The following is a 23518-nucleotide window of genomic DNA, read 5'->3' on the forward strand; positions in this document are numbered from 1 at the left end:
TACGAGCAGGCCAACGCCCACGGCCAGAAGGTCCAGGCCGCCGGCAGCAACATGGCGCAGACCGACAGCGCCGTCGGTTCCAGCTGGGCCTGACTTCTGCCGGCCTGAGAGGTTTGCGTTTCCGGCGGCTCATTGCAGCCGGTGCGCTGGCCTCGGCGAGTTGATTGCGCACGCCTACGCATGGGATGCCCTATGCGTAGGCGTGCGCACTTTTTGTTGCGCTGTGACGTGCGGGTCCGGTCGCTAAAATCGCCCGCCGCCACCCATGAACCCGCCGCCGGACGAGCCACCGGACGAGCTGGAAGAACCACCGAACGACGTCGGGCTCCAGCCGCCAAAACCACCCCGCAGGCCTCCGCTGAGCAGGTTGCCGATGATGATGCCGCCGAGGATCGCTCCCGCGTTGTCGCCGCCCTGCCGGGTATAGGCGCGCTGAGCCGCCTGCACGTCGGCGTTGGCCAGCGCCTGGGCGTTGGCTGCCAGCGTCGATGCCGCATTGGCGTGACCGATCGCTTCGGCGACGTTGGTCGAACGTGAGTCACGTGCCGCGTGCAGCTGACGCTTCGCCTCGGCCAGCCGGGTCCGTGCTTCGGGCCCGATACTGCCGCGGCGAGTGTCGATATAGTCCGACACCGCGCGCACCCGCGACTCCGCAGTGAACAACGCCTGCTCGAACGAACGGTTGAGTCGCTCAACGTTGGCCTGCTCTTGGGCCACGGCGGTCAAGAGGCGATTGAGATCCGTGCCGGCTTTGGTCAGCCGGCCAAAAGTGGCGAGCGGATCTACGACGCCGGCGCCGCCAGCGTTGCGGGTATCTTCCAGGGCTTGCGCGGCTGCATCCCGCGCAGCGACGAGTTCGCGGGTTTGCGCCGACGTGTTGCCCGGTGTCTTCTGCAGTTGCTCGTCGGCTTGCTCGATGCCCGCCGCAACGTCAGCCAGGACCGACGGCAGCTCGGCGACCGCGTGCCGGATGTCGCCGGCTGCGCTGTCCACCGCGTCGAGTAGCGAACGGGCTTGTCCGAGCGCGGATTCGGCAGCGCGAACGGCATCCACCAATCCGGACTGCCGGCCGCTCACGGCTTGTGTGGCGAGCTCACGCGCCATGCTGATGTTGCGGTCGGCGAACGCCAGTCGTTCCTGGGCTGCGGTGACGTTGGCGGCGACGGAAGTCAGCGCCATCTCGCCGAATTCGTGGTGCAATTCGGCCAGCCGCTGCTGTGTCGGGGCGATGCGGGTGGTGAGTTCGACGTACTGCTGGGTCAGCAGATCCAGCCGGGACGGGGCGTTGATCACCAAGTCGCGCAGCTTCTCGAAGGCCTCCGTCTGCGCCTCCAATTCGCGGTCGGCCGATGCCGCCGACACGATGACCCGGGTCAGGAGCTCGCGCCGCTGTGCCGGTGTCTCGGGAGCGCTGTCGTCGAGCTGTTGGCGCACGCTGAACGCCTGGGCCAGAGCCGCTTTGGCGTTGTTCACGGCACGGGTGAACGGTGCGGTCCGCTCTTCGCCGAACTCGTCGATCGCGAGCGCGAGCTCGTTGGAGCTGGTGCGCACCGCATTGTCGACAGCGACCACCATCGACCGGGACAAGTCGTCGAGGATGTCCAGCGGCACGGCGGCCAGTGCCCGCTCATCGGTGGGGTCCACGCGTCGTGCCGCAGCCAACGCGTCAGCGCGCCGCCGGCGGGCCCGGTAACGCATCACCACCAGCAGGATCACCACCGCGACGCCAATGAGGCCCAGAGCCACCAGCAATATCACCCGGCCCGACGAACTCGGTGACTTGTTGAGCCCGTTGGCCGCCGCAACAGCGGCACCGGCCCAGTCGCCGCTGCGCAGTGCGGGTTCGATCTGATTTCGGCGGAGCTCTTCGACCTGGCCGGCGCTGACATCTGGCACGGTGGACGGCACCAGGAAGACATAGGACCGGTCGACGGTGGCGACGGCCAGCAGGGCGTCATAGCTCCCCAGCTCGCTGCTGCGGAACGTGCTCTGTCCCCAATTCATCGCGCTCTGCCCGGAGAAGTTGTCGACATAGACCACCCACAGCCTGATGTGGCGATCGGCGTAGAGCTCGTTGACGGCCGATGTGACTTCGGAGCGGTCAGAACCGCTCAGCACGCCGGAGTTGTCGGTCACGTAGCCCGGCAGCCGAAACGGCGGTTGCGCCCCTGAGGGCGGCGCCAGCAGCACGCCCCCGGCGAGGCCCATGGTCAAGATCGTCAGAACCACGCCGAGCAGGCGAGCGATGCGCATACGGCTAATTTAGCCCCGCGAGCGCGCCGGCTTGAGGCACGCGAGGCTCGGATGCGTCCGCCTTGCCGGGACGGGGCCGCAACGACACCACCGGCAGCGACCTGCCTGGCAGACTGTCGGTCGGTGACCACGAATCAGCAACACCCCTATGGCGACTTCGACCGTCGGCGGCGGGTAGCCGAAGCGCCGAAGTCGGCTGGTCTGCCGGGCACGGAAGGGCAGCACCGCACCGACTTCGCCCGGGATCGCGCCCGGGTGTTGCACAGCGCTGCGCTGCGCCGCCTCGCCGACAAGACGCAAGTCGTCGGACCGCGGGAAGGTGACACACCGCGCACCCGGCTGACACATTCGCTGGAAGTGGCACAGATCGGTCGGGGCATGGCGATCGGATTGGGTTGCGACCCGGACCTTGTCGAGCTGGCCGGTCTGGCCCACGACATCGGGCACCCCCCCTACGGGCACAACGGTGAGCGCGCACTCGATGACGTCGCGGCCTGCTGCGGCGGCTTCGAGGGCAACGCCCAGAACTTCCGCATCCTGACCAGCCTTGAGCCGAAAGTCCTTGATAGCCAAGGGCTCAGCGCGGGGCTGAACCTGACCCGCGCAGCATTGGACGCGGTCACCAAATACCCGTGGACGCGCGGTGACGGGCGACGCAAGTTCGGCTTCTACGAGGAAGACCGGGAACCGGCGGCCTGGGTGCGCACCGGCGCCCCGGCTGATCGGCCATGCCTGGAAGCGCAGGTGATGGACTGGGCCGACGATGTCGCGTATTCGGTGCACGATGTCGAGGACGGCGTCGTTTCCGAACGCATCGACTTACGGGTGCTCGCCGATCACGACGACGCGGCCGCACTGGCCAAGCTGGGGGAACGCGAATTCACCAGGGTCAGTGCCGATGAGTTGGTGGAGGCCGCCCGCCGGCTGTCCGGGTTGCCGGTGGTCGCCGCGGTGGGCAAATACGACGCCACCCTGGCGGCGTCGGTCGCGCTGAAGCGATTGACCAGCGAACTGGTGGGGCGGTTTGCTTCGGCGGCCATCGCCGCTACCCGTGCCGTGGCCGGTTCCGGGCCGTTGACGCGTTACCAGGCCGACTTGCAGGTGCCCGACCTGGTGCGGGCCGAGGTGGCGGTGCTGAAAATCCTGGCGCTGCAGTTCATCATGTCCGACCCACGGCATCTGGAAACCCAGGCTCGCCAGCGGGAACGCATCCACCGGGTGGCGCAGTGGCTGTACGCTGGCGCGCCGCGAACGCTCGACCCGGTGTTTGCCGCGGCATTTCACACCGCGACCGGCGATACGGCCCGGATGCGGGTCATCGTCGATCAGATCGCCTCCTACACCGAGGGGCGGCTGGAACGCATCGACACTGGCCCTTCGGCGAGAAGAACAAGGTTTTTCACTGAGCCCTAAGATGAGCGAATGTCGAGTCCGGCAGGGCGCTCCAGGATCTCCGACCGCGACATTGCGGCCATCCGTGACGGCGCCCGCATCGACGACGTGGTCGGCGACTACGTCCAGCTGCGGCGCGCCGGGGCGGACTCGCTGCGCGGTCTGTGCCCGTTTCACAACGAGAAGTCGCCGTCGTTTCATGTGCGGCCCAACCACGGTCACTTCCACTGCTTCGGCTGCGGTGAAGGTGGCGACGTCTATGCGTTCATCCAAAAGATCGAGCACGTCAGCTTCGTCGAGGCGGTCGAACTGCTGGCCGACCGGATCGGTTACACCATCAGCTACACCGGAGCGGCCACCAGCGTGCAGCGCGACCGGGGCAGTCGCAGCAGGCTCATCGCGGCCAACGCGGCCGCGGCCGAGTTCTATGCGGCCGCCTTGGAGTCCGACGAGGCGGCGCCGGCCCGGGACTACCTGACCCAGCGCAACTTCGATGCCGAGGCGGCTCGTCGTTTCGGCTGCGGGTTCGCGCCGTCGGGCTGGGACTCTCTGACGAAACATCTGCAGCGCAAGGGCTTTGAGTTCAAGGAGCTGGAGGCCGCGGGACTGTCCCGGCAGGGGCGGCACGGCCCCATGGACCGGTTTCATCGGCGGCTGCTGTGGCCCATCCGGTCGTCGGCCGGCGAGGTGATCGGGTTCGGAGCTCGGCGCCTGTTCGACGACGACCCGATGGAAGCCAAGTACGTCAACACCCCGGAGACGCTGCTGTACAAGAAGTCGTCGGTGATGTTCGGCATCGACCTGGCTAAACGCGACATAGCCAAAGGACATCAGGCGGTGGTCGTCGAGGGCTATACCGACGTGATGGCCATGCATCTGGCCGGGGTCACCACCGCGGTCGCGTCCTGCGGCACCGCATTCGGCGACGAGCACCTGGCCATGCTGCGCAGGCTGATGATGGACGACAGCTTCTTCCGCGGCGAGCTGATCTATGTTTTCGACGGCGATGCCGCCGGCCGCGCCGCCGCACTGAAGGCCCTCGACGGCGAACAGAACCTGGCGGGTCAGTCCTTCGTGGCGGTAGCCCCGGACGGCATGGATCCTTGCGACCTGCGGCTGGCATCGGGGGACGCGGCCTTGCGGGACTTGGTGGCACGGCGAACCCCGTTGTTCGAGTTCGCAATTCGATCCGCGCTCGCCGAGACGGACCTGAACAGCGCCGAGGGTAGGGTGGCTGCGTTGCGTCGGTGTGTGCCGATGGTGGGCCAGATCAAAGACCCGATGCTGCGCGACGAGTATGCCCGGCAGTTGGCCGGCTGGGTCGGTTGGGATGACGTCGCCCAGGTCGTCGACCGGGTGCGCAGTCAGGCCAGAACCGTAAAAACGCCGGGTAGGGGTGGTCTCGGAGCGCCCGGATCGAAGGCGACCCGGCGGCCTGGCCAGCAGCCCGCTGATGCGCCTTCGGCCGAGCCCGCCGCCGCTCGTCCCGACCCCCGGGAGCCGACGCTATGGCCGCAGCGTGAGGCGCTCAAATCGGCTTTGCAGTACCCGGCGCTGGCCGGACCGGTTTTCGACACGTTGACCGTCGAGAGCTTCACCCACCCCGGCTACGCGGCCGTGCGGGCGGCCATCGAGGCGGCGGGAGGGACATCGGCCGGCGTCACCGGGGCGCAGTGGATGGACATGGTGGCCCGGCAGACCACGTCGCCGTTGACCACCGGCCTGATCAACGAATTGGCGGTGGAGGCGATTGCGGTCGACGACGACAAGCTGCCGCGCTATATCGGCGGAGTGCTGGCCCGCCTACAGGAGGTGTGGATGGGCCGGCAGATCGCCGAAGTCAAATCCAAGCTGCAGCGTATGTCGCCGATCGAACAGGGCGACGAATATCACGCGCTGTTCGGCGATCTGGTGGCCATGGAAGCCTACCGGCGCAGCCTGCTGGAGCAGGCCAGCGGCAACGACCTGACCGCGTGAGGGTGACGCGGCAGGGCGCTATTTCGCCTGGCGCTCGACAACTCTTTCGGCCCGCTCGGCCCGCTCAACTATGGCTGTCTGCTCGTCGATCTCGGTCACCGTCACAAAGCCCGAGTCGGGGGAGATTCGATCGGCGATCTTGCGGCGGCCCCCCTCGATCATCGACCTGGCCACCGGACTCCCGGTCAGCGCGCGGTAGGTGCCGGCGATCTGCTCATAGCGGCGACGGCCGGCCTTCGCCCCCAACACGTACCCAATCCCCAGCACGGCGACATACCCGATCAAAGCGGTCCCTCCGACTATCAGCGCGGTTCGTTCCATCCTGCCTCATCCGCCGGAGTACGGGCGCGCCGACGCCGCGAGGCGGGGGGCCACCGACGGGGCTCGGCAGTCTGGCTGATCCCGCTAGTTGGCGCGGATATGCCAGTACGCTAGAGTCGTCCCGCGATCCGCGACAGCATTGGCGCGGACGTGCCGGTCCCCTGTAGCTCAACTGGCAGAGCATTCGGCTGTTAACCGAAGGGTTGAAGGTTCGAGTCCTTCCGGGGGAGCCAGGTCTGCGCCGGCCTTGACCCGTAGCCGGACTATTCACAGCCGTCTCGGTGTCGGTTAGGGATGTGGCGCTTGGTCCGCCGGCGCTCGACGGAGCCGGGCGACGAACGGGTAAAGCTGACAACCCAGGCAGATGCCGAAGGCGGCATTCAGGAAACAGGCGAATAGCGCGAACGAGGTCGCGACCACGCCTAGCACCGGGACCGCCACGGCGAAGCCGACTACGCCGATGACCGTGAAGACAAGCCCGACCAATTGGGCGAACTTCAACGGTGGCACCGGTTCGCGTTCGGTCACCGGTCCCAGCCGGGGCGCCACAAGCGTGGCGAACAGCAGGCCGTAGGGGCTATTGCGCGGGCCGCGCAGCGCACTGATGGCGAAGACGACGGCCTGGGCAACCAGTATCACCGCCGCCGCCGTGGTGCTGAACACCGAGACGATCAAGGCCACGATGAGGACCGTCGTGGTGATCCACGCGGCAAATCGCGGACCGCGGACGTCCACTTGTCCGGGATGGTTCGACATCAGGACCGCTCCTTTGCGAATGATTTCAGTTGAGCAGGGGCTGTAACGCTGCTCGCAGGTCAGCCACCTTCGGCACACCCGCGGTGCGGTATCGCTGCCGCCCGTCCGCGTCGAAGATGAGGGTGGTGGGTAGCGAAAGCACGGCGATTCGTTGTGCGGCCACCGGATTGGCGTCGATATCGATCTCGACATGTGCCACATCGGGCAAGCCGGCGCACACCTCGTCGACCACGCGGCGCACCGCTGCGCACGGACCGCACCACGCTGCACTGAAGTGCACGACAGTGGGGCCCGTGGCGGACAAGCCGAGATCGGAGGTGTCCTGATGAACTGCGGCGTCGGTTTTCCGCAGCACGCCGGACCGTCGATTGACCATCCACCCGATCGCCGTCGCAGCTGTCAACGCTGCGATGAGCGCAGCCGAGGCCATTGCGATCGAGCTCATCGGCTCGCCACGCTTCCCGTCGTCGTCATAGTCGGGTCTTCCTCAGATCGATCAGATGGAGAAGTCCTCGCCATGCCACACACCGGCTTCGGGCGGCCGGATCACCCGTCCGGCCGGGGGGTGGTGGTCGACTTTCGCCTCCAGCCTGGCCACCCGGGTGAGCAGCGACTGGAGACTGACCCCCACCAAATCGGGCAACACCGAGTCGTCGGGTCTGGACGAACCGTTGCGGTTGATGACCTGCCCGGGGACGCCGACCACCACCGCGGCGGACGGAACCTCTTTGACCACAACGGAGTTCGCGCCGATCCGACTGCCGTCGCCGATCTTGATCGGGCCGAGGATCTTAGCGCCGGCTCCGATGATCACCCGGTCACCGACAGTGGGGTGGCGCTTACCGATATCCGTTCCGGTGCCGCCGAGCGTGACGCCGTGGTAGAGCGTGACGTCGTCACCCACTTCGGCGGTTTCACCGATGACCACGCCGGTCGCGTGATCGATGAACAGGCCCGAGCCGAGGACGGCGCCGGGATGGACATCGACACCGGTCAGGATGCGGGTGAGTTCGGCCAACGCCCGGGCGGCCAACCGCGCACCGTGCAGCCATAGCCAGTGGCTTATCCGGTGGCCCCACACCGCGTGGACACCCGGGTAGCAGAAAACGACCTCCAATACGGTCGGCCGGGCCGGGTCGCGCTGCCTGGCCACCCGGATGTCGCGCCGTATCTCTGCCAGCATGGCTAATCACTCAGGTCCGCGAACAACGGCGTGCTCAGATAGCGCTCGCCAAAGTCGGGGAGTACGACGACGACGAGTTTGCCGGCGTTCTCCGGCCGACGGGCCACTTCCACCGCGGCCCACGCGGCCGCGCCCGAGGATATGCCGACGAGCAGACCTTCCTCCTTGGCCAGCCGCCGCGCCAGGTTGAACGCGTCGTCGTTGGCCACGGTGATGACCTCGTCGACCAAGCCCATGTCGAGCACCGGCGGAACGAACCCGGCGCCGATGCCCTGGATGGGGTGTGGTCCCTTCTGACCCCCGGACAGCACCGGCGACGCGGCCGGTTCGACGGCGACGAACTGCGCCGACGGCCTGCGTTCCTTGATGACCTGCGCGACACCGGTGATGGTGCCGCCGGTGCCGATGCCCGACACGAAGATGTCAACCTTGCCATCGGTGTCCTTCCACACCTCCTCTGCGGTCGTCACGGCATGGACCGCGGGATTCGCCGGATTTTCGAATTGCTGCGGGATGAAGTACCGCTCGTCGGTTTTGGCCAGTTCTTCGGCCTTGGCGATGGCGCCCGCCATCCCGTCGGCGCCGGGCGTGAGCACCAGCTCGGCGCCGAAAGCGCGCAGCAGCATCCGTCGCTCGATGCTCATGGTGTCGGGCATGGTGAGCACGCATTTGTAGCCGCGCGCCGCGGCCACCATAGCCAGCGCGATGCCGGTGTTCCCGCTGGTCGGCTCCAGGATGATGGTGTCCGGCTTGATCAAGCCCGCTTTCTCGGCGGCGTCGATCATGGCTACCCCGATGCGGTCCTTGACACTTCCCGCCGGATTGAAGGATTCCAGCTTGGCCACCACGTCGGCCACTGCGCCGTCGGTGACCCGTCGCAGCCGGACCAGCGGCGTGCCCCCGATCAGTTGAGTGATGTTCTCGGCGATGGTCATTGGCGATCTCCAGCGATGTCGGCGCGGGCCTCGGCGGCCTGCCAGTCGATGTCGAACTCGATTGTCACGTGCACGGGTGTCGTCAGCGCAACCGGCGTGAGCCGCTGAGTTGCACTCTCCAATGCCACTCCGGTCAGCACCTTTCCACCCAGGTGGTTGTGGGTAGTGGTGGCAGTCAGTGTCGTCGCCGTGGCGCCGGGTGCTCGGCGCAGATAGAAGTCCGCACCGGGTTGAACGGTTGCGGTGACGGCACGCCCGTCGGCGTCGACCAGTTCGTGGCCGTCAGGCACGCTGAACGTCAAGGGAATTCGGACCCGGAACGGCCCCACGAGTTCCGAGTCGACAGCGGCGGCGGTGTCGAGGAGGTGCGGTTCGCCATTCTCTCGCAAGGCCGCGTACGCCCCCGCGAGCAGGTAGTTGTAGAGGTGCACGACTCGGTCGGCGTTGCGATAGTGGCTGGAACCGGTCAGCCAGAAGTCGACGTGGTCGATCACCGGCGTGGTGTCGGAAGTGGCGACCAGCCGGTAGCAGCGGTAGCCGTGCGCTCCGTACCCGTGGCTGCTTGTCGATAAGGTGCTGCCGACGCCGAGGGTGCGCTGATAGCGTCCTCGGCCGGCGTCGGTGGTCAGTTGGGATCCGGAGATGTCTTGCCAGACAAGGCCATCCGTCGACTTCTGCAGCTTCACTGCCACCGGGGTGTCGGACGCCGCCCATAGTGAATAGCCGCCCAGCTGTGGGCGCCCGTCGAATTCGAAGGTGAGCACCGGCCCCGGTCCGCGGCACACCGCGATGGGGGCATTGAGCGGGCGGGTGTCCAGCGCCATGCCGTTGGTGAAGTACCAGATCGCCGCCTGCGTTGCGGCGATGGCTTCGTGTTCGCTGATGTTGGCCGGCCCCAGCGGGTACCCGGCGGCGCGCAGCCGTCGGCTCAGCTCGGCGATCGGGCACATCGGGAAGGAGTTGCGCAGTATCCAGTCCACCTCGGCTTCGCAGTCGCGGGTGCGCAGATGTGGCAGTGCGGACCAGGTGCCCAGGCGGTAGGGCGACGGGTGGTGCGGTGCGACGCCGGTGAAATCCAGCGAGTAGGCCTGCACGTTCGGGTGCAGCCTGATCAGGTCGGTGCGGGCGGTGGTGCCGTCGGCGAACACGATCCGGTCGACGGTATGTGAGTACGTCCCGCCTCGGTAGCGGGTCATCCGGGTCAACTCGGTGGGCGGTCGCACCCGGATGCGCCGACGGGTCGCCACCGGGGCCGGCGCGCGGTGCGGGATGGACAAGACAGTCATAGGGGCGGTTGCTCTTCCTGAGGACTTTGGGTCGCGCGCGTCATCATGGCGTGAAGCGCCGCAGCGCGACGATTGCTGAACGGTCAGAAGACGTCAGGAATCAACAGCAACAACAACAGTCCGCGGCGATGCAGCGCGTACGGACAAAGCGCAGCGGTACGGCCTGTTGCATGGCATCCATTATAAGGCATGCCGCATATCAGCTGTTCGGCTCAGCGAAGGTGTAACGCTTTGCGCGGGCAACGGCGTCGAATACGCTCAGCGCACGTCGGGGGCGCGGCCGACGATGACTGCGCCCGACCTCCTGGCCCGGCGCCTTGCGCAGGGATCGATCACGCACGAAAGGCATGGAAGGACAGCGATGAGTTCGCCGCAAAACGAGTCTCAGGCACTGGGTGATCTTGCTGCCAGGCAGCTCGCCAACGCCACCAAGACCGTCCCGCAACTTTCGACGATCACACCCCGCTGGTTGCTGCATCTGCTCAGCTGGGTGCCGGTGGAAGCGGGTATCTATCGGGTGAACCGGGTGATCAACCCGGAGCGGGTGGCGATCAAGGCCGAAGCGGGCGCCGGCACGGACGGGCCGCTGCCGGAGACTTACGTCGACTACGAGACCAGCCCGCGGGAGTACACGCTGCGAACGATCTCCACCCTGCTGGATATCCACACCCGGGTGTCCGACCTTTACTCCAGCCCCCACGACCAGATCGCGCAGCAGTTGCGGCTGACCATCGAAACCATCAAGGAGCGCCAGGAGTTCGAACTGGTCAACAGCCCCGAGTACGGCCTGCTCGCCCAGGCGACACCCGGGCAGACCATCCGGACGCTGGCCGGAGCGCCCACGCCCGACGATCTGGACGCGCTGATCACCAAGGTCTGGAAGACGCCCAGCTTTTTCCTGACTCATCCGCAGGGCATCGCGGCGTTCGGCCGTGAGGCCACCTACCGTGGCGTGCCGCCGCCAGTGGTGAGCCTGTTCGGCGCGCAATTCATCACCTGGCGCGGCATCCCGTTGATTCCGTCGGACAAGGTGCCGGTTGTCGACGGCAAGACCAAGTTCATCCTGGTGCGCACCGGCGAAGAACGCCAGGGCGTGGTGGGCCTGTTCCAGCCCGGGCTGGTGGGGGAGCAGGCGCCGGGGCTGTCGGTGCGGTTCACCGGCATCAACCAATCGGCGATCGCGACCTATCTGGTGACTCTCTACACGTCCTTGGCGGTGCTCACCGACGATGCGCTTGCCGTGCTCGACGACGTGGCGGTGGACCAGTTCCATGAGTACAAGTGAATACCCGCCAGACGCCGCGGGCGACCCGCCGATCAGCGCCGCGGAGCTGGCCGCATTGGCCGGTCAGCTCTACGCCGCCGGCATTCGGCCGGGCTTCGACAGCCCGCCGCAGACGGCTCCGGTGGCCCCGCGCGGCAACGTGCCCGACACGACGGCCGCGGCGTCGACCGGGCGGGCGGCCGCCGGCGCGTCCGATGCGGTGCCGGCCGCGGTTCCGTCGGTCGGCGTAGCAGACATCTACATTCCGGCGCCGACGGCGCCGACGGCGCCGGGGGTGCTGGCGGGGGTGGCGCCCCACGTTCCGGTCGCTCCCCGCGGCTCGATGCCGGTTCTGCGGCCCGACTGGCCGGGTGCGGCGCCGTCGGTTGGCGACCTCGGTTGGTCCGACACGGTGCCGGTCCGCCGCGATACGCCGCTCGGCGACGAGCGCAACTACTCCTTCCTCACCCCATTGCCCACCCCGTTGCTCACCGGGGCCCACCCGGCGCCGAAGCCGGCCGACGATCACCGGGCGATCGATGTCTTCGACGTCGAGGCCGTGCGCGCCGACTTTCCGATCCTTCGGGAGACGGTCAACGGCAAGCCGTTGATCTGGTTCGACAACGCGGCCACCACTCAAAAGCCGCAAGTGGTCATCGACCGGCTCGCGCACTTCTACGCCCACGAAAACTCCAACATCCACCGCGCCGCGCATGAGCTGGCGGCCCGGGCCACCGATGCCTACGAAGAGGCCCGCGACACCGTCCGCCGATTCATCGGCGCCGCCTGTGACGAAGAGATCATCTTTGTCCGCGGCACCACCGAGGCCATCAATCTGGTGGCCTACGCATGGGGCGGAAAACATCTGCGCCCGGGCGACGAGATCGTCATCACCCACTTGGAGCACCACGCCAACATCGTTCCGTGGCAACTTATTTCGCAGCAGACCGGTGCCGTGCTGAAGGTGGCACCGGTTGACGAAGCCGGCAATCTGCTGCTGGCGGAGTTCGAGGCCCTGCTGGGTCCGAAGACCAAACTCGTTGCGGCGACGCATGTCTCGAATGCTCTGGGTACCGTGACACCGGTACACCAGATCGTCGAGCTCGGACACCGATACGGCGCCCGGGTGCTGATCGACGGCGCCCAGTCGATTCCGCACCTGCCGATCGACGTCGCCGAGCTCGGCGCCGATTTCTTCGCGTTCTCCGGGCATAAGATCTACGGCCCCACCGGAATCGGTGTGCTCTACGGGTGCGAGGACGCTCTCGCCGAGACACCGCCGTGGCAGGGGGGCGGCAACATGATTACCGACGTCACCATGGAGCGCTCGCTGTATCAGGGGCCGCCGAGCAAGTTCGAAGCCGGCACCGGAAACATCGCCGATGCGGTGGGTCTCGGGGAGGCGTTGCGTTACGTCGAGCGGGTGGGGATCGAGCGCATCGCCGCCTACGAGCACGGGTTGCTGCGGTACGCGACCCCGCGGCTGGCCGATGTCCCTGGTGTTCGTCTGGTGGGCACCGCGACCGAGAAAGCCAGCGTGCTGTCGTTCGTGCTGGCCGGACACGAGCCGCTCGAGGTCGGCAAGGCACTCAACGCCGAGGGCATCGCGGTGCGTGCCGGACATCACTGCGCCCAGCCGATTCTGCGTCGCTACGGCTTGGAGGCCACGGTTCGCCCGTCGTTCGCTTTCTACAACACCTTCGACGAGATCGACGTGTTCATCAGCGCGGTACGCCGGATCGCCGAGGGCGGCACAAACGCCGGCTGAGCGGGATTATGCCCCGTATTCAGTCGTAGACCGGCAGCCACATGGTGTCGAGGACGGCTTGCTTGACGTCAGCATGGGTTTTGGTGGCTACGCCGTCGTCGACTGCGGCGTGATAGACGGCCTCGGCGACCGTCGCCGAAATCCCGCGGAGGTCCTGAACGTCGGGCAGCAGCGAATCCCCGGTCTTGGCCGGATTAGCCCGGCGCGCAAGGGCTTTGGCCGCCGCGCGCAGCATACCCTGGGTCAGCAGCCGGGCTCCGGCCACGACGACGCCCAGACCGATGCCCGGAAACACCAGCACGTTATTGGCCTGGCCGATGGTGTAGGTGGTCTGGTGGTGCTCGACGGGCGCGACCGGGGTACCGGTGGCAACCAGAGCCTTTCCGTTCGACCACGTCAGAACGTCGGCCGGCATGGCTTCCATCCGCGAGGTCGGATTGGACAGCGGGAAGATCATCGGGCGTTCGCAGGATGCCGTCATCGCTTCGACGACCTCTTGGGTGAACGCGCCGGAGACCGTCGAGGAACCGAGCAACACGGTCGGCGAGGCCAGCTTGATCGCGTCGACCAGTCCGATCCGTGCCGCGGGCTGGACGCCCAGCCGGTTACGGTTTTTCGCATACGGCACCTGGAATTCCCGCAGACCCTCCATGTCGTCGAACAGCAGACCCTGCTTGTCGATGGCCCAGATCTGCGACGTCGCCTGCTCGACGGTGGCGCCGTCGGCCACCATGGCGTCCCGGATCTGGTCGGCGACACCCATGCCCGCGGTGCCGGCCCCGAAGACGATCACCTTCTGGTCGCGGACCGGGACGCCGGTGACATGCGATCCACCGTCGATGGCGGCCACCACCACTGCGCCGGTGCCTTGCACGTCGTCGTTGAACACGCAGTACTGCGCACCGTAGGTCTGCAGAATCATCCGTGCGTTGGCCGGCCCGAAGTCCTCGAAGTGCAGCATCGCCCGCGGAAACATCCGGTGGGCGGTCTCGATGTAGCGCTTGACGAACTCGTCGTACTCGGCGCCGCTGCGCCGGGCGTGCCGATTGCCCAGATAGAACGGGTCCTGCAGCAGCTGCTCGTTATCGGTGCCGACGTCGAGCGACACCGCCAGGCAGCGGCAGGGATCGATGCCGCCACCGGCGGTGTAGAGCGCCAGTTTGCCCACCGCGATCTGGATGCCGCCGACACCCCAGTCGCCGATGCCCAGGATGGCTTCGGCGTCGGTGCACACGATCAGGTCGACATCGTCGGGTCCGAGCCCCAGGGTTTCGAAGGCCACCGCGATGTCGTCGGGTTCGTCGATGCTCAGGAACAGACCGCGTTGCCCACGGTATTCATCGGAGAACCGTTGGATCGCTTCGCCGACCGTGGGCGTGTACACCACCGGCATCAGTTCGGGCAGATGGTCGATCAGCACCTTGTAGTAGAGCAGTTCGTGGCGGTAATGCAGCTGCTCCAGCAGCAGGTTACGGCCCAGATCGGTGGCCAGGCTCTGCAATTGATGCCACACCCGGTCGGCCTGCTGGTCCAGGGTGAGCACCGCGGCCGGAAGCCGACCGACAAGGCCGAGCTGCCGGCGTTGCTCGTGGGTGAAGCCGACCCCGCGATTGAGACTCGGGGTGGACAGTGCTGCCGGAAACCGCGGCACCCGGGCATCGCTCATCACCATCTCCGTCCCTGACCTGACGCGTCAAGTCAAGTCACGGTAACGCCGGGGACGTGATCGCGCGTTGAAGAGCCCGAAGAAGAACGGGATCGGGTCAGTAGACGTCGCGGTGGTAGCGCTTGGCCGCGCTCAGCGACCGCAGGTAGGCGGTGGCCGCTTCGGTATCGAGGTGTCCGTGTTCGGCGGCGATGTCGCGAAGCGTGCGGTCGACGTCCTTGGCCATCGGGTCGGCGTTACCGCACACGTACAGTTGCGCTCCGTCTTGCAGCCATCGCCACAGCTGCGCTCCGCGCCGGCGCATCAGGTGCTGCACATAGACCTTCTCGTGCTGATCGCGCGAGAATGCCAGATCGAGTTCGGTGAGGAAGCCGTCGGCGTGCATCGCCTGGATCTCCTCGCGGTAGTAGAAGTCGGTGGCGGCGTGGCGTTCTCCGAAGAACAACCAGTTCGGCCCGGTGTGGCCGAGCGCGCGTCGCTCCTGCAGGAAAGCCCGGAAGGGCGCGATGCCGGTTCCCGGACCGATCATGATCATGGGTGTGTGCGGATCGCTGGGGGGCCGGAAGCTGCTGGATTTCTGTACATAGACCGCGATCTCGTCGCTGGGGGAGCGGTTGGCCAGATAGGTCGAGCACACCCCGCGCCGGGGCACGCCCTGGAAGTTGTATCGCACCGGCGACACGGTCAGGTGCACTTCCCCCGGGTGCTGTTTGGGGCTGGACGAGATCGAATAGAGCCGCGGCTGTAGAGGTTTGAGTACGGTCAGCCACTCGTCGGCGGTCGCGGTGACCGGCGCCTGAGCCAGCAGGTCGACCAACTGGCGTCCCCAGGACCAATCGGCAAGCGCGGCTTTGTTTTCCGGGCGCATCAGGTTGGCGAGCTGGTCGGCGACGTCGCGGGCTGCGGTGCGCTGCTGGACGAAGTGCAGCAGGGCGGGGCTGATGTGGGCGATCTCGAGCCGATCGGTCAATGCGGCACGCAGCGGCATCGAACCGTGGTTGGCGACCTCGACTTCTGTGTGACCGTCCAATCCGGTCACTGTCAGCCATTCGTCGACCAGCCGGGCGCCGTTGTGTGGCCACACCCCCAGTGCGTCGCCGGCCTCGTGGCTCACCGTTTGCTGGGGCACGCGAAACACCAGTTGCCGCACGTCTTTTGCCGAACGCGGCTTACTGAGCGTGATATTGCGGACCACGCTGGTGACCAGTGGGTTCTTCTTGGTGCAGGCCGTGGGCTTAGCGGTTGGTGACGCGTGCGGTGACGTGACAGTGGTCGGTGCCGTACCGCGCAGCTCGTGCAGAACCCGGCTCAGCCAGCCGGCGGCGGGATCCTCGTAGTCGGGTTCGCAGTCGACGCGGTCGACGATGCGCGTGGCACCCAACTCGGCAAATCGCTGGTCCAGTGCCCGCCCGTGACCGCAGAAATTGGCATAGTTGGAGTCGCCCAGCGCTAGGACGGCGTAGCCGATACCGGTCAGCCGCGGCGCGGTTTCAGCCGCCAGCGCGCGCCAGAAAGCTGCGCCGTTGTCCGGCGGATCGCCGTCCCCGGTGGTGCTGGTGATCAGCAGCAGCCGCCGAGCCGTCGGCAGCTGCGACACCGGGAACTCGTCCATGCCGTGCAACGCGACCGGCAGCTGGGCCGCGCGTAGTTGCGCGGCGACGTCAGCGGCGAGTTCTTCCGCCGTCCCGGTCTGCGACGCCCACAACACCACGATCGGCGCGGTTGCCTCGGCGGCCTCTTCGGGGCGGGTGTCGGCACCGCGAGGTCGGGTGACCGGCACCGGTTGCGGCGTCTCGGCGCGCGCGAACATGCCCGCGAGCAAGCCGTCCAACCATAGCCGGGTGGGGGTATCGAAGGGAGCGCTCACCGGCACGGTGGGCACCCCGGCCATCCGCCGACCGGTTTCGGTACGCAGCCCCGCCAGCAAACCGGCAAGGTAGCAGCGGGCGAACGGATCGAACTGCGGCATCGGCTCGTTCGCCAACCCGAGGAACTCGGCGAGCGCGTCGACGTCAGCCACACCGAGGTGCGGTGTGCCGGCGAGCAACGTCGGTTCCGGTCGGTCGGCCGCGCCGGCGGTGGGTTCGTCTGCCGAATGTGGCCGGGCCGCGGGTTGGGCGACCTTCGTCAGGGTGACCGCACACACCTTGTACTCCGGTTGCCGCGATATCGGGTCGACGGCGTCGTTGGTGACCGCATTGATCGAGAGGTACTCGCCGAAGACGTCGTTCCAGTGGAACGGGGCAAAACAGCTGCCCGGCCGCACCCGGTCGGTGACCAGGGCGGGCAGCACCGCGCGGCCGCGGCGAGACGCTATCTCGACGTGGTCACCGTCGCGGATGTGCAGCTGCGCGGCGTCATCGGGGTGGATCTCGACCAGCGGGCTCGGGTTGAGTTTGTTGAGTTTGGCGACCTTGCCGGTCTTGGTCAGCGTGTGCCATTGGTGCGGCAGGCGTCCGGTGTTGAGCAGGAACGGGTAGTCACCGTCGGGCATCTCGTCGGGCAGCAGATGGGGGCGGGCGAAGAACACCGCCCGTCCGCTGGCGGTCGGGAACGCCAACCGCGGCACCGTGCCGTCGTCGCGCACCAACCGTGTCTGGCTGACCCCGTCGTTGCGGTAGCGGATCGGGTTGCGCCCACTGCTGCCATCGGGTGGGCAGGGCCACTGCAACGGTGTCTCACGCAACCGGTCGTAGCTGATCCCCCGCAGGTCGTACCCGGTTGCCGGGTTCGAGAACCGCCTGATCTCTTCGAACACGTCCGCGGCGGATTGGTAGCTGAACGACTCCGAATAGCCCATCTCGCAAGCGATCCGGGCAATGATCTGCCAGTCCGGCAGCGCCTGTCCGACCGGGTCGACGGCCTTCTGGAACAACGTCATGGTCCGCTCGGAATTGACCATCACCCCCTCGGACTCGGTCCACAGGGCGGCGGGCAGCAACACGGTTGCGTACTCGTTGGTCTCGGTCTCGGCGAACGCGTCCTGGCTGATCACCAGTTCTGCCTTCTCCAGACCGGCCAGCACGGTCTTCCGATTAGCCACGGTGGCAACGGGATTGGTGCAGATGATCCAGCATGCCTTGATGTCGCCGGCGGCCATCCGGGAAAACATGTCCACCACACCGGCGCTGACCTCGGCGCGCAGCGACCCCTGCGGAATACCCCACTGCTGCTCCACGAATTCGCGGTCGGCGGCTGAGAGCACCGAGCGCTGTCCTGGCAGACCCGGTCCCAGGTAACCCATTTCGCGTCCGCCCATGGCATTGGGCTGCCCGGTGAGGGAGAAGGGGCCATTGCCCGGCTTGCAGATCGCGCCGGTGGCCAGGTGCAGGTTGCACAGCGCGTTGGTGTTCCAGGTGCCGTGGGTGCTCTGGTTGAGTCCCATTGTCCAGCAGCTCATCCAATTGGCGGCTTCGCCGATCCAGCGCGCCGCGGTGCGGATGTCTTCGACAGGAAGGCCGGTGATTTCGCTGACCACCTCGGGCGTGAACTGCTCGAGGAAACTCGGCATCATCTCCCAGCCCTCGGTGAACTCAGCGATGAAATGTGGTTCTGTATAGCCGTTTTCGACGATCAGCTGCAGTAAGCCGTTGAGCAGCGCCAGATCGGTGCCGGGGGCGATCTGCAGGAACAGGTCCGCCTTGTCCGCGGTCGCGGTGCGGCGCGGGTCGACGACGATCAATTTGGCGCCGGCCTGGACGCGTTCCATCATTCGCAGGAACAGGATCGGGTGGCAGTCAGCCATATTGGCGCCGATGACGAGAAACACGTCGGCGTGGTCGAAGTCCTGATACGAGCCGGGCGGTCCGTCTGCTCCCAACGACAGCTTGTAACCCGAACTGGCACCGGCCATGCACAGCCGCGAATTCGCCTCGATCTGGTTGGTGCCGATGAACCCCTTGGTCAGTTTGTTGGCCAGGTACTGGGCCTCGATGGACATCTGTCCCGACACGTACACCGCGACGGCGTCGGGGCCGTGCTCGTCGATGATGGCGCGTAACCGCTTGGCGCAGTGGGTGATCGCATCGTCGGTCCCGACCGCTTCGAGGGGCTCCCCGCGGTCATTGCGCAGGTATGCCGACTCCAGCCGTCCCTGTGCGGCGAGCAGGTCGGCGGTGGTGGCGCCCTTGGTGCACAACCGCCCAGAATTAGCCGGATGCGAGGTGCGGCCAATTGACTTGGCAATGTGGCGCTTTCCGGTTGCCGGGTCCGTTGTGACCTGCAGCACAATGCCGCAGCCCACGCCGCAATAAGCGCACATAGTCTCCACGGCGTCCTTACCGGGCGCCATGAGTTCCCTGGCCACGCCTTACGTCCTTTCTGCAACCGCTGCTTAACGCACCGCTGCGCAACGGGGTATTCGCCAAATCCTGCGACAAGGATGTTTCGGTACGGGATGTCCGACGTTTCGGCCGTCTTACGGTTTCGTCGCACCGGGTTAGCCGTGGGTTAGCCGTGCCAGTGCGGTGCTGGGAATCGGCGAACACGCTTGTCGGGCCGTCGCGCTGACCCGGTCATCCCCGGGTCGTCATCGACCGGTGACTCGAGGTCAGATTACCCGCGAGTTAGCTGCGGCGACGCCCGTCGGGGCGGTGCAGCTGCAGTTTTGACCAAACTTGGGGAACATTGACAGTTTTCGCCAAGCTCCCGGACCGGATCTGAGGAGACCCCAAGAGGTTTGCCCACAGAGATTTACCTGGTACTGCACAGATTTCGCTAAGCTCGCGAGGTGTGTCGTAGGCCGACTGTGATCCGTCTGTGCCTGGGTGTGTTGCTGGGGATCGCCGGGATTGCCGGGGCTGCGGGTTGCGCGGGGAAATCGTCGACACCGCCGTCTCCGCCGCCGGATACCTGCAAGCAATCCGACGGCCCGGCAGCCGACACGGTGCGACAGTCCATAGCCGCTGTTCCGATCGAGGTGCAGGGCTCCAGCTGGGTGGAAATCGCACGGGGGCACACCAGGAAATGCCGCCTGTACTGGGTGCAGATCATCCCTACCATCGCCTCCGAGTCGACTCCGCAGCAGTTGCTGTTCTTCGACCGCAACACCCCGTTGGGTTCGCCGACGCCCGATCCGAAGCCCTACATAACGGTGCTGCCTCCCGGTGATGACACCGTGACGGTCCAGTACCGGTGGCGAGTCGGCGGTGATCCCGAATGCTGTCCCAGCGCTATGGGCACGGTGCGATTTCAGGTCGGACCTGACGGCAAACTGAAAGCACTGGGGCCGATACCGCACTCGTAGCGACCGGTAGCGGCCAGTGGCTTTGACGCACAGGCCGGTTCCGGTGACATCACCAATCGGTCACGGTGGGCGCCTACAGGTGTTATCCAGCTGTTCTTCAGCAGATTCAGGCTGCCCACAACGTGCCGCGCGACTGCAAGTTTGGCACTCTGGGAGTTCGTTGTTGCTTCCCGGCGGGAAGCAACGTGGCCGGGGCTAAGGATGGGCTAAGGAGAGTGATGGAACAGCAGATGCTGCTGCAACGCGAGGAGCCGCTGAGCAATTCCGGCCAGGCTCAGCACAATTCGGACACTTCAGCAAGGCGCAGGAGTAGTTCGCGGCATATTTCGCATTGGGACGCCGAAGATGTGGCGGCATGGGAAGCCGGCAACAAGGTCATCGCCCGGCGCAATCTGTTCTGGTCGGTGGTCACCGTGCATCTGGGCTACTCCGTGTGGACGCTGTGGCCGGTGCTGGTGCTGTTCATGCCGCAGAGCGTCTACGGTTTCTCCGCCGGCGACAAGTTCATGCTCGACACCGTCGCAACCTTGGTGGGGGCCTGCACGCGGCTGCCCTACTCGCTGGCCACGACGATCTTCGGCGGTCGCAACTGGGCGATTTTCTCGGTGACCGCGCTGCTGGTCCCCACCATCGGCACGTTGGTGCTGTTGACTCATCCGGGGCTGCCATTGTGGCCGTATCTGGTGTGTGCTGCGCTGACCGGGCTGGGCGGCGGTAATTTCGCGGCGTCGATGAGCAACGCCAACGCGTTCTACCCGCATCGGCTGAAAGGCTCGGCGCTCGGCATTGCCGGCGGCGTGGGAAATCTCGGGGTGCCCACCATCCAGCTTGTCGGACTCTTGATCATTGCCGTGTTCGGGGACGGAAAGCCGTACCTGGTGTGTGGGCTCTACGCGGTGCTGCTGGTCGGCGGGGCCATCGGAGTGACGCTGTTCATGAACAACGTCGAGCAACACCGGGTGAAAGCCAACCGGCTGCGCCCGATCATCTCCGCGGTCGTGTCCATTCGCGACACCTGGTTGCTGTCGCTGCTCTACCTCGGCACCTTCGGCTCGTTCATCGGGTTTTCGTTCGCGTTCGGGCAGGTGCTGCAGACCAACTTCGTGGCAGCCGGCCAAAGCACCGCGCAGGCGGCGGTGCACGCCGCCGAACTTGCATTCCTGGGACCGCTGCTGGCGGCGCTGGCCCGGGTCTACGGCGGCCGGCTGGCCGACCGGCTCGGCGGCAGCCGTCTCACCCTGGCGGTTTTTGTCGCCATGGCGCTGGTTGCCGGGCTGCTGATCGGCGCCGGCAGCCTGGAAGACCGGCACGCCGGTCCCATGCGGGGAGCCAGCATGGCCGGTTACTTCGTCTGCTTCATCGCGTTGTTCATCCTGTCCGGGTTGGGCAACGGGTCCGTGTACAAGATGATCCCGACGATCTTCGAGGCATGCAGCCGCGAGCTGCATCTCGGCTCGGATCTCAGCGAAGCCGAGCGCCGGGACTGGTCGAGGCTGATCTCCGGGGTGGCCATCGGGCTGGTGGCGTCCTTGGGCGCGTTCGGAGGCGTCGGCATCAACCTGGCGCTGCGCGAGTCCTACGTGGCCACCGGCGCCGCGACCGACGCGTTCTGGATCTTCATGCTGTTCTACGCCGGTGCGGCAGCCCTGACCTGGAAGGTCTACGTTCGCCGGCCGGTGGGATACATTCCGGCTCTGCCGCCGGCCGCCGTCGAGCTCGTGGCGCAGCCGGCAGTCGTCGAGTTGGTCGGTCGCTGAGCTCAGTCGGGCAGGTTCTCCGGATGCAACATCTCGGCGTAGCGCAACGGTTCGGGGATCCCGAAGCCGTCCACCACGTCTTTGCGTGGGGGCGTAGCACCCGGCACCGGTCGTTGATGCCGCGGGTAACCGCCTTGGCTCGTTCCGTCGACAGGAACCGGTGCTCGATGTAGCAGGCCTTGTCGTCCTCGATCACCGACAAGGCGTACAAGTCGCACACCGCCTCAAGCACTTCGCGGGCCTCGCGGTCCGGGCACGATTCGATCCCGGCGACGAACGCCTCCAGTACCACCCGGTCGATGTGCGACTGCGCGGCGTGCAGCACGTGATCCTGGACCGCGTTGAAGGCGTCGAACGCCGACATCTGGTTGGATTTGCTCTGCAGCCGGCGCGCGACGGAGGACAGCAGATACTCCTCGCGGTCCTCGAACATCTTGACCTGGGGGCCGCGGTTGAACAGGCTGCCCTCCTCGGCCATGTAACCGGCCCCGCCGCAGGCCTCCCGGGCCTCCTGGATGGCGCGGCTGGTGTGCCAGGTATTGGCGGCCTTCAGCCCGGCGGCCCGGGCTTCCAGCTCACGCAGCTCCTCGGCGTCCGGGTCGTCTGCCGTTTGCAGGTCATGGCACCTCGACACCAGCTCGTTCTGGGCGAATTGCAGCGCATACGACCGCGCGATCAGCGGGAACAACCGCCGCTGGTGGACCAGGTAGTCGATGATCAGAACTTCGCTGTCGTCGTCGTCGGGTGCGCTGAATTGCCTGCGCTGCAACGCATATCGGGTGGCACTGTCCAGCGCGACGCGGGCGGCCGCTGCCGCGCCGCCGCCGACCGTCACCCGGCCGCGGATCAGCGTGTCGATCATGGTGAAGAAGCGGCGGCTGGCGTTTTCGATCGGCGAGCTGTAGGTGCCGTCGGGCGCGACGTCGCCGTACCTGTTGAGCAGATTCACCCGCGGAATACGGACGTGGTCGAACATGATGCGGCCGTTGTCGGCGCCGGGCAAGCCACCTTTGTAGAGGCAGTCCGACGTCGTCACACCCGGCAGGTCGTTGCCGTCGTCGTCGCGGATCGGGACCAGGAAGCAGTGCACCCCGTGGTTGGCCCGCCCGCCGTTTCCGGTGGTGATCAGTTGCGCGAAAACCGCTGCCAGGCAGGCGGTTTCGGCCACCCCACCGATGTAAGTCCTTGCGCGCCGTCGGGGTGGGGGAGTCGATGACGAACTCTTCGGTCTCGGCGTCGTAGGTGGCAGTGGTCTCCAGCGACTGCACGTCGCTGCCGTGCCCGGTCTCGGTCATCGCGAAGCAGCCGCGGATGTCGAGGTTGATGACCTCGTGATGGCGCTGGGTGCCCAGGTTCTCGACGGCACCGCCGAACAGGCCCCACCGCACTCCGGCCTTGACCATCAGGGACAGATCCGACATGGCCAGCATCTCGATCATCGTGATCGCCGCGCCCACGTTGCCGGTGCCGCCATGTTCCTTGCGGAAGCTGTCTTCGGCGGCGCCCGCGGCGGCCAAAAACTGCATCTGCTCGGCCACCTTGGCGCGGGCGATGACGGTGTTGGGTGTGTAGTGCGGGCGGAAGATCTCCAGGTTCAGCCGCCATACCCGAACCGTAACCTCGTCAACCACGGTGTCGGCAAGAGACGGTATCGGCGTCCGAATACGGAAGGCACATATGTCGTTTCGCCCCGGTGGGTTTAGATAGCGCGATGG

General features: G+C 66.6%; 15 protein-coding genes, 1 tRNA gene and 2 pseudogenes. 8 read left to right on the plus strand and 10 right to left on the minus strand.

Going from position 1 to position 23518, the window contains the following annotated elements:
- A pseudogene (gene esxL / locus AWC07_RS00905) lies at window positions 1–93 on the plus strand (type VII secretion system ESX-5 protein EsxL); the annotation flags it as partial.
- 150 nt (window positions 94–243) lie between these two features.
- Here esxL and AWC07_RS00910 read toward each other — a convergent pair.
- Window positions 244–2253 (minus strand): TPM domain-containing protein, encoded by a 2010-nt coding sequence (locus AWC07_RS00910; RefSeq protein WP_085104912.1) that lies wholly within the window; start codon window positions 2251–2253, stop codon window positions 244–246.
- A 123-nt stretch (window positions 2254–2376) separates the two neighbouring features.
- Between AWC07_RS00910 and AWC07_RS00915 the strand changes: the two genes are divergently transcribed.
- A complete protein-coding gene (locus AWC07_RS00915; protein ID WP_036419840.1) occupies window positions 2377–3666 on the plus strand; it encodes a deoxyguanosinetriphosphate triphosphohydrolase in 1290 nt (429 codons plus the stop codon).
- A gap of 9 nt (window positions 3667–3675) precedes the next feature.
- Window positions 3676–5622 carry a DNA primase gene (gene dnaG, locus AWC07_RS00920; RefSeq protein ID WP_036419837.1) on the plus strand — a complete coding sequence of 649 codons (1947 nt, stop codon included), beginning with the start codon at window positions 3676–3678 and terminating at the stop codon, window positions 5620–5622.
- 18 nt (window positions 5623–5640) lie between these two features.
- Here dnaG and AWC07_RS00925 read toward each other — a convergent pair whose 3' ends face one another.
- On the minus strand, window positions 5641–5907 hold the full coding sequence (locus AWC07_RS00925) for a hypothetical protein (protein ID WP_036419845.1): 267 nt from the start codon (window positions 5905–5907) through the stop codon (window positions 5641–5643).
- Window positions 5908–6100: 193 nt separating this feature from the next.
- Between AWC07_RS00925 and AWC07_RS00930 the strand changes: the two genes are divergently transcribed.
- A tRNA-Asn gene (locus AWC07_RS00930) sits at window positions 6101–6176 on the plus strand.
- Window positions 6177–6231: 55 nt separating this feature from the next.
- On the opposite strand, the gene AWC07_RS00935 is transcribed toward AWC07_RS00930, so the two are convergent.
- From AWC07_RS00935 to AWC07_RS00955, 5 genes are read right to left on the minus strand one after another with little or no spacing between them, the layout of a single operon-like run.
- Window positions 6232–6699 (minus strand): DUF4395 domain-containing protein, encoded by a 468-nt coding sequence (locus AWC07_RS00935; protein WP_036419835.1) that lies wholly within the window; start codon window positions 6697–6699, stop codon window positions 6232–6234.
- A gap of 25 nt (window positions 6700–6724) precedes the next feature.
- Complete coding sequence (locus tag AWC07_RS00940) at window positions 6725–7144, minus strand: thioredoxin family protein (RefSeq protein ID WP_036419832.1); 420 nt, start codon at window positions 7142–7144, stop codon at window positions 6725–6727.
- A gap of 51 nt (window positions 7145–7195) precedes the next feature.
- Window positions 7196–7882 carry a serine O-acetyltransferase gene (cysE, locus tag AWC07_RS00945; protein ID WP_036419830.1) on the minus strand — a complete coding sequence of 229 codons (687 nt, stop codon included), beginning with the start codon at window positions 7880–7882 and terminating at the stop codon, window positions 7196–7198.
- 2 nt (window positions 7883–7884) lie between these two features.
- On the minus strand, window positions 7885–8817 hold the full coding sequence (gene cysK / locus AWC07_RS00950) for a cysteine synthase A (RefSeq protein ID WP_036419828.1): 933 nt from the start codon (window positions 8815–8817) through the stop codon (window positions 7885–7887).
- Window positions 8814–10103, minus strand: coding sequence for a TQXA domain-containing protein (locus AWC07_RS00955; RefSeq protein WP_036410703.1), 1290 nt, complete (start codon window positions 10101–10103; stop codon window positions 8814–8816). Before AWC07_RS00955 ends, cysK begins: the two co-directional genes overlap by 4 nt.
- A gap of 361 nt (window positions 10104–10464) precedes the next feature.
- Here AWC07_RS00955 and AWC07_RS00960 point away from each other — a divergent pair, with 361 nt between their 5' ends.
- Entirely contained in the window at window positions 10465–11388 is a 924-nt protein-coding gene (locus AWC07_RS00960) for a family 2A encapsulin nanocompartment shell protein (RefSeq protein WP_023365582.1), read from the plus strand.
- Window positions 11375–13135 carry a family 2A encapsulin nanocompartment cargo protein cysteine desulfurase gene (locus AWC07_RS00965; protein ID WP_036410704.1) on the plus strand — a complete coding sequence of 587 codons (1761 nt, stop codon included), beginning with the start codon at window positions 11375–11377 and terminating at the stop codon, window positions 13133–13135. The genes AWC07_RS00960 and AWC07_RS00965 overlap by 14 nt, the downstream gene beginning before the upstream one ends.
- 19 nt (window positions 13136–13154) lie before the next feature.
- On the opposite strand, the gene AWC07_RS00970 is transcribed toward AWC07_RS00965, so the two are convergent.
- Together AWC07_RS00970 and AWC07_RS00975 are read right to left on the minus strand one after the other, a co-directional pair.
- On the minus strand, window positions 13155–14801 hold the full coding sequence (locus tag AWC07_RS00970) for an NAD-dependent malic enzyme (RefSeq protein ID WP_085104917.1): 1647 nt from the start codon (window positions 14799–14801) through the stop codon (window positions 13155–13157).
- Between the two features lie 97 nt (window positions 14802–14898).
- Complete coding sequence (locus tag AWC07_RS00975) at window positions 14899–19092, minus strand: bifunctional nitrate reductase/sulfite reductase flavoprotein subunit alpha (RefSeq protein WP_085104913.1); 4194 nt, start codon at window positions 19090–19092, stop codon at window positions 14899–14901.
- 456 nt (window positions 19093–19548) lie between these two features.
- On the opposite strand from AWC07_RS00975, the gene AWC07_RS00980 reads away from it, so the two are divergent.
- Together AWC07_RS00980 and AWC07_RS00985 are read left to right on the plus strand one after the other, a co-directional pair.
- On the plus strand, window positions 19549–20046 hold the full coding sequence (locus AWC07_RS00980; RefSeq protein ID WP_051507984.1) for an LppP/LprE family lipoprotein: 498 nt from the start codon (window positions 19549–19551) through the stop codon (window positions 20044–20046).
- Between the two features lie 218 nt (window positions 20047–20264).
- Window positions 20265–21803 (plus strand): nitrate/nitrite transporter, encoded by a 1539-nt coding sequence (locus AWC07_RS00985; RefSeq protein ID WP_036413161.1) that lies wholly within the window; start codon window positions 20265–20267, stop codon window positions 21801–21803.
- Window positions 21804–21805: 2 nt separating this feature from the next.
- Here the strand turns inward: AWC07_RS00985 and AWC07_RS00990 are convergent.
- Window positions 21806–23455 (minus strand): annotated as a pseudogene (locus AWC07_RS00990) (acyl-CoA dehydrogenase family protein).
- Window positions 23456–23518 lie beyond the last annotated feature (63 nt).

This window comes from Mycobacterium gastri, assembly GCF_002102175.1.
GTDB lineage: Bacteria > Actinomycetota > Actinomycetes > Mycobacteriales > Mycobacteriaceae > Mycobacterium > Mycobacterium gastri.

Excerpts from the sequence above, each read along its gene's own strand:
- AWC07_RS00910 (WP_085104912.1), bottom strand. The coding sequence starts at position 2,253 with ATGCGCATCGCTCGCCTGCTCGGCGTGGTTCTGACGATCTTGACCATG.
- dnaG (WP_036419837.1), top strand. The coding sequence starts at position 3,676 with ATGTCGAGTCCGGCAGGGCGCTCCAGGATCTCCGACCGCGACATTGCG.
- AWC07_RS00935 (WP_036419835.1), bottom strand. The coding sequence starts at position 6,699 with ATGTCGAACCATCCCGGACAAGTGGACGTCCGCGGTCCGCGATTTGCC.
- AWC07_RS00940 (WP_036419832.1), bottom strand. The coding sequence starts at position 7,144 with ATGAGCTCGATCGCAATGGCCTCGGCTGCGCTCATCGCAGCGTTGACA.
- cysE (WP_036419830.1), bottom strand. The coding sequence starts at position 7,882 with ATGCTGGCAGAGATACGGCGCGACATCCGGGTGGCCAGGCAGCGCGAC.
- cysK (WP_036419828.1), bottom strand. The coding sequence starts at position 8,817 with ATGACCATCGCCGAGAACATCACTCAACTGATCGGGGGCACGCCGCTG.
- AWC07_RS00955 (WP_036410703.1), bottom strand. The coding sequence starts at position 10,103 with ATGACTGTCTTGTCCATCCCGCACCGCGCGCCGGCCCCGGTGGCGACC.
- AWC07_RS00960 (WP_023365582.1), top strand. The coding sequence starts at position 10,465 with ATGAGTTCGCCGCAAAACGAGTCTCAGGCACTGGGTGATCTTGCTGCC.
- AWC07_RS00965 (WP_036410704.1), top strand. The coding sequence starts at position 11,375 with ATGAGTACAAGTGAATACCCGCCAGACGCCGCGGGCGACCCGCCGATC.
- AWC07_RS00970 (WP_085104917.1), bottom strand. The coding sequence starts at position 14,801 with ATGAGCGATGCCCGGGTGCCGCGGTTTCCGGCAGCACTGTCCACCCCG.
- AWC07_RS00975 (WP_085104913.1), bottom strand. The coding sequence starts at position 19,092 with ATGGCGCCCGGTAAGGACGCCGTGGAGACTATGTGCGCTTATTGCGGC.
- AWC07_RS00985 (WP_036413161.1), top strand. The coding sequence starts at position 20,265 with ATGGAACAGCAGATGCTGCTGCAACGCGAGGAGCCGCTGAGCAATTCC.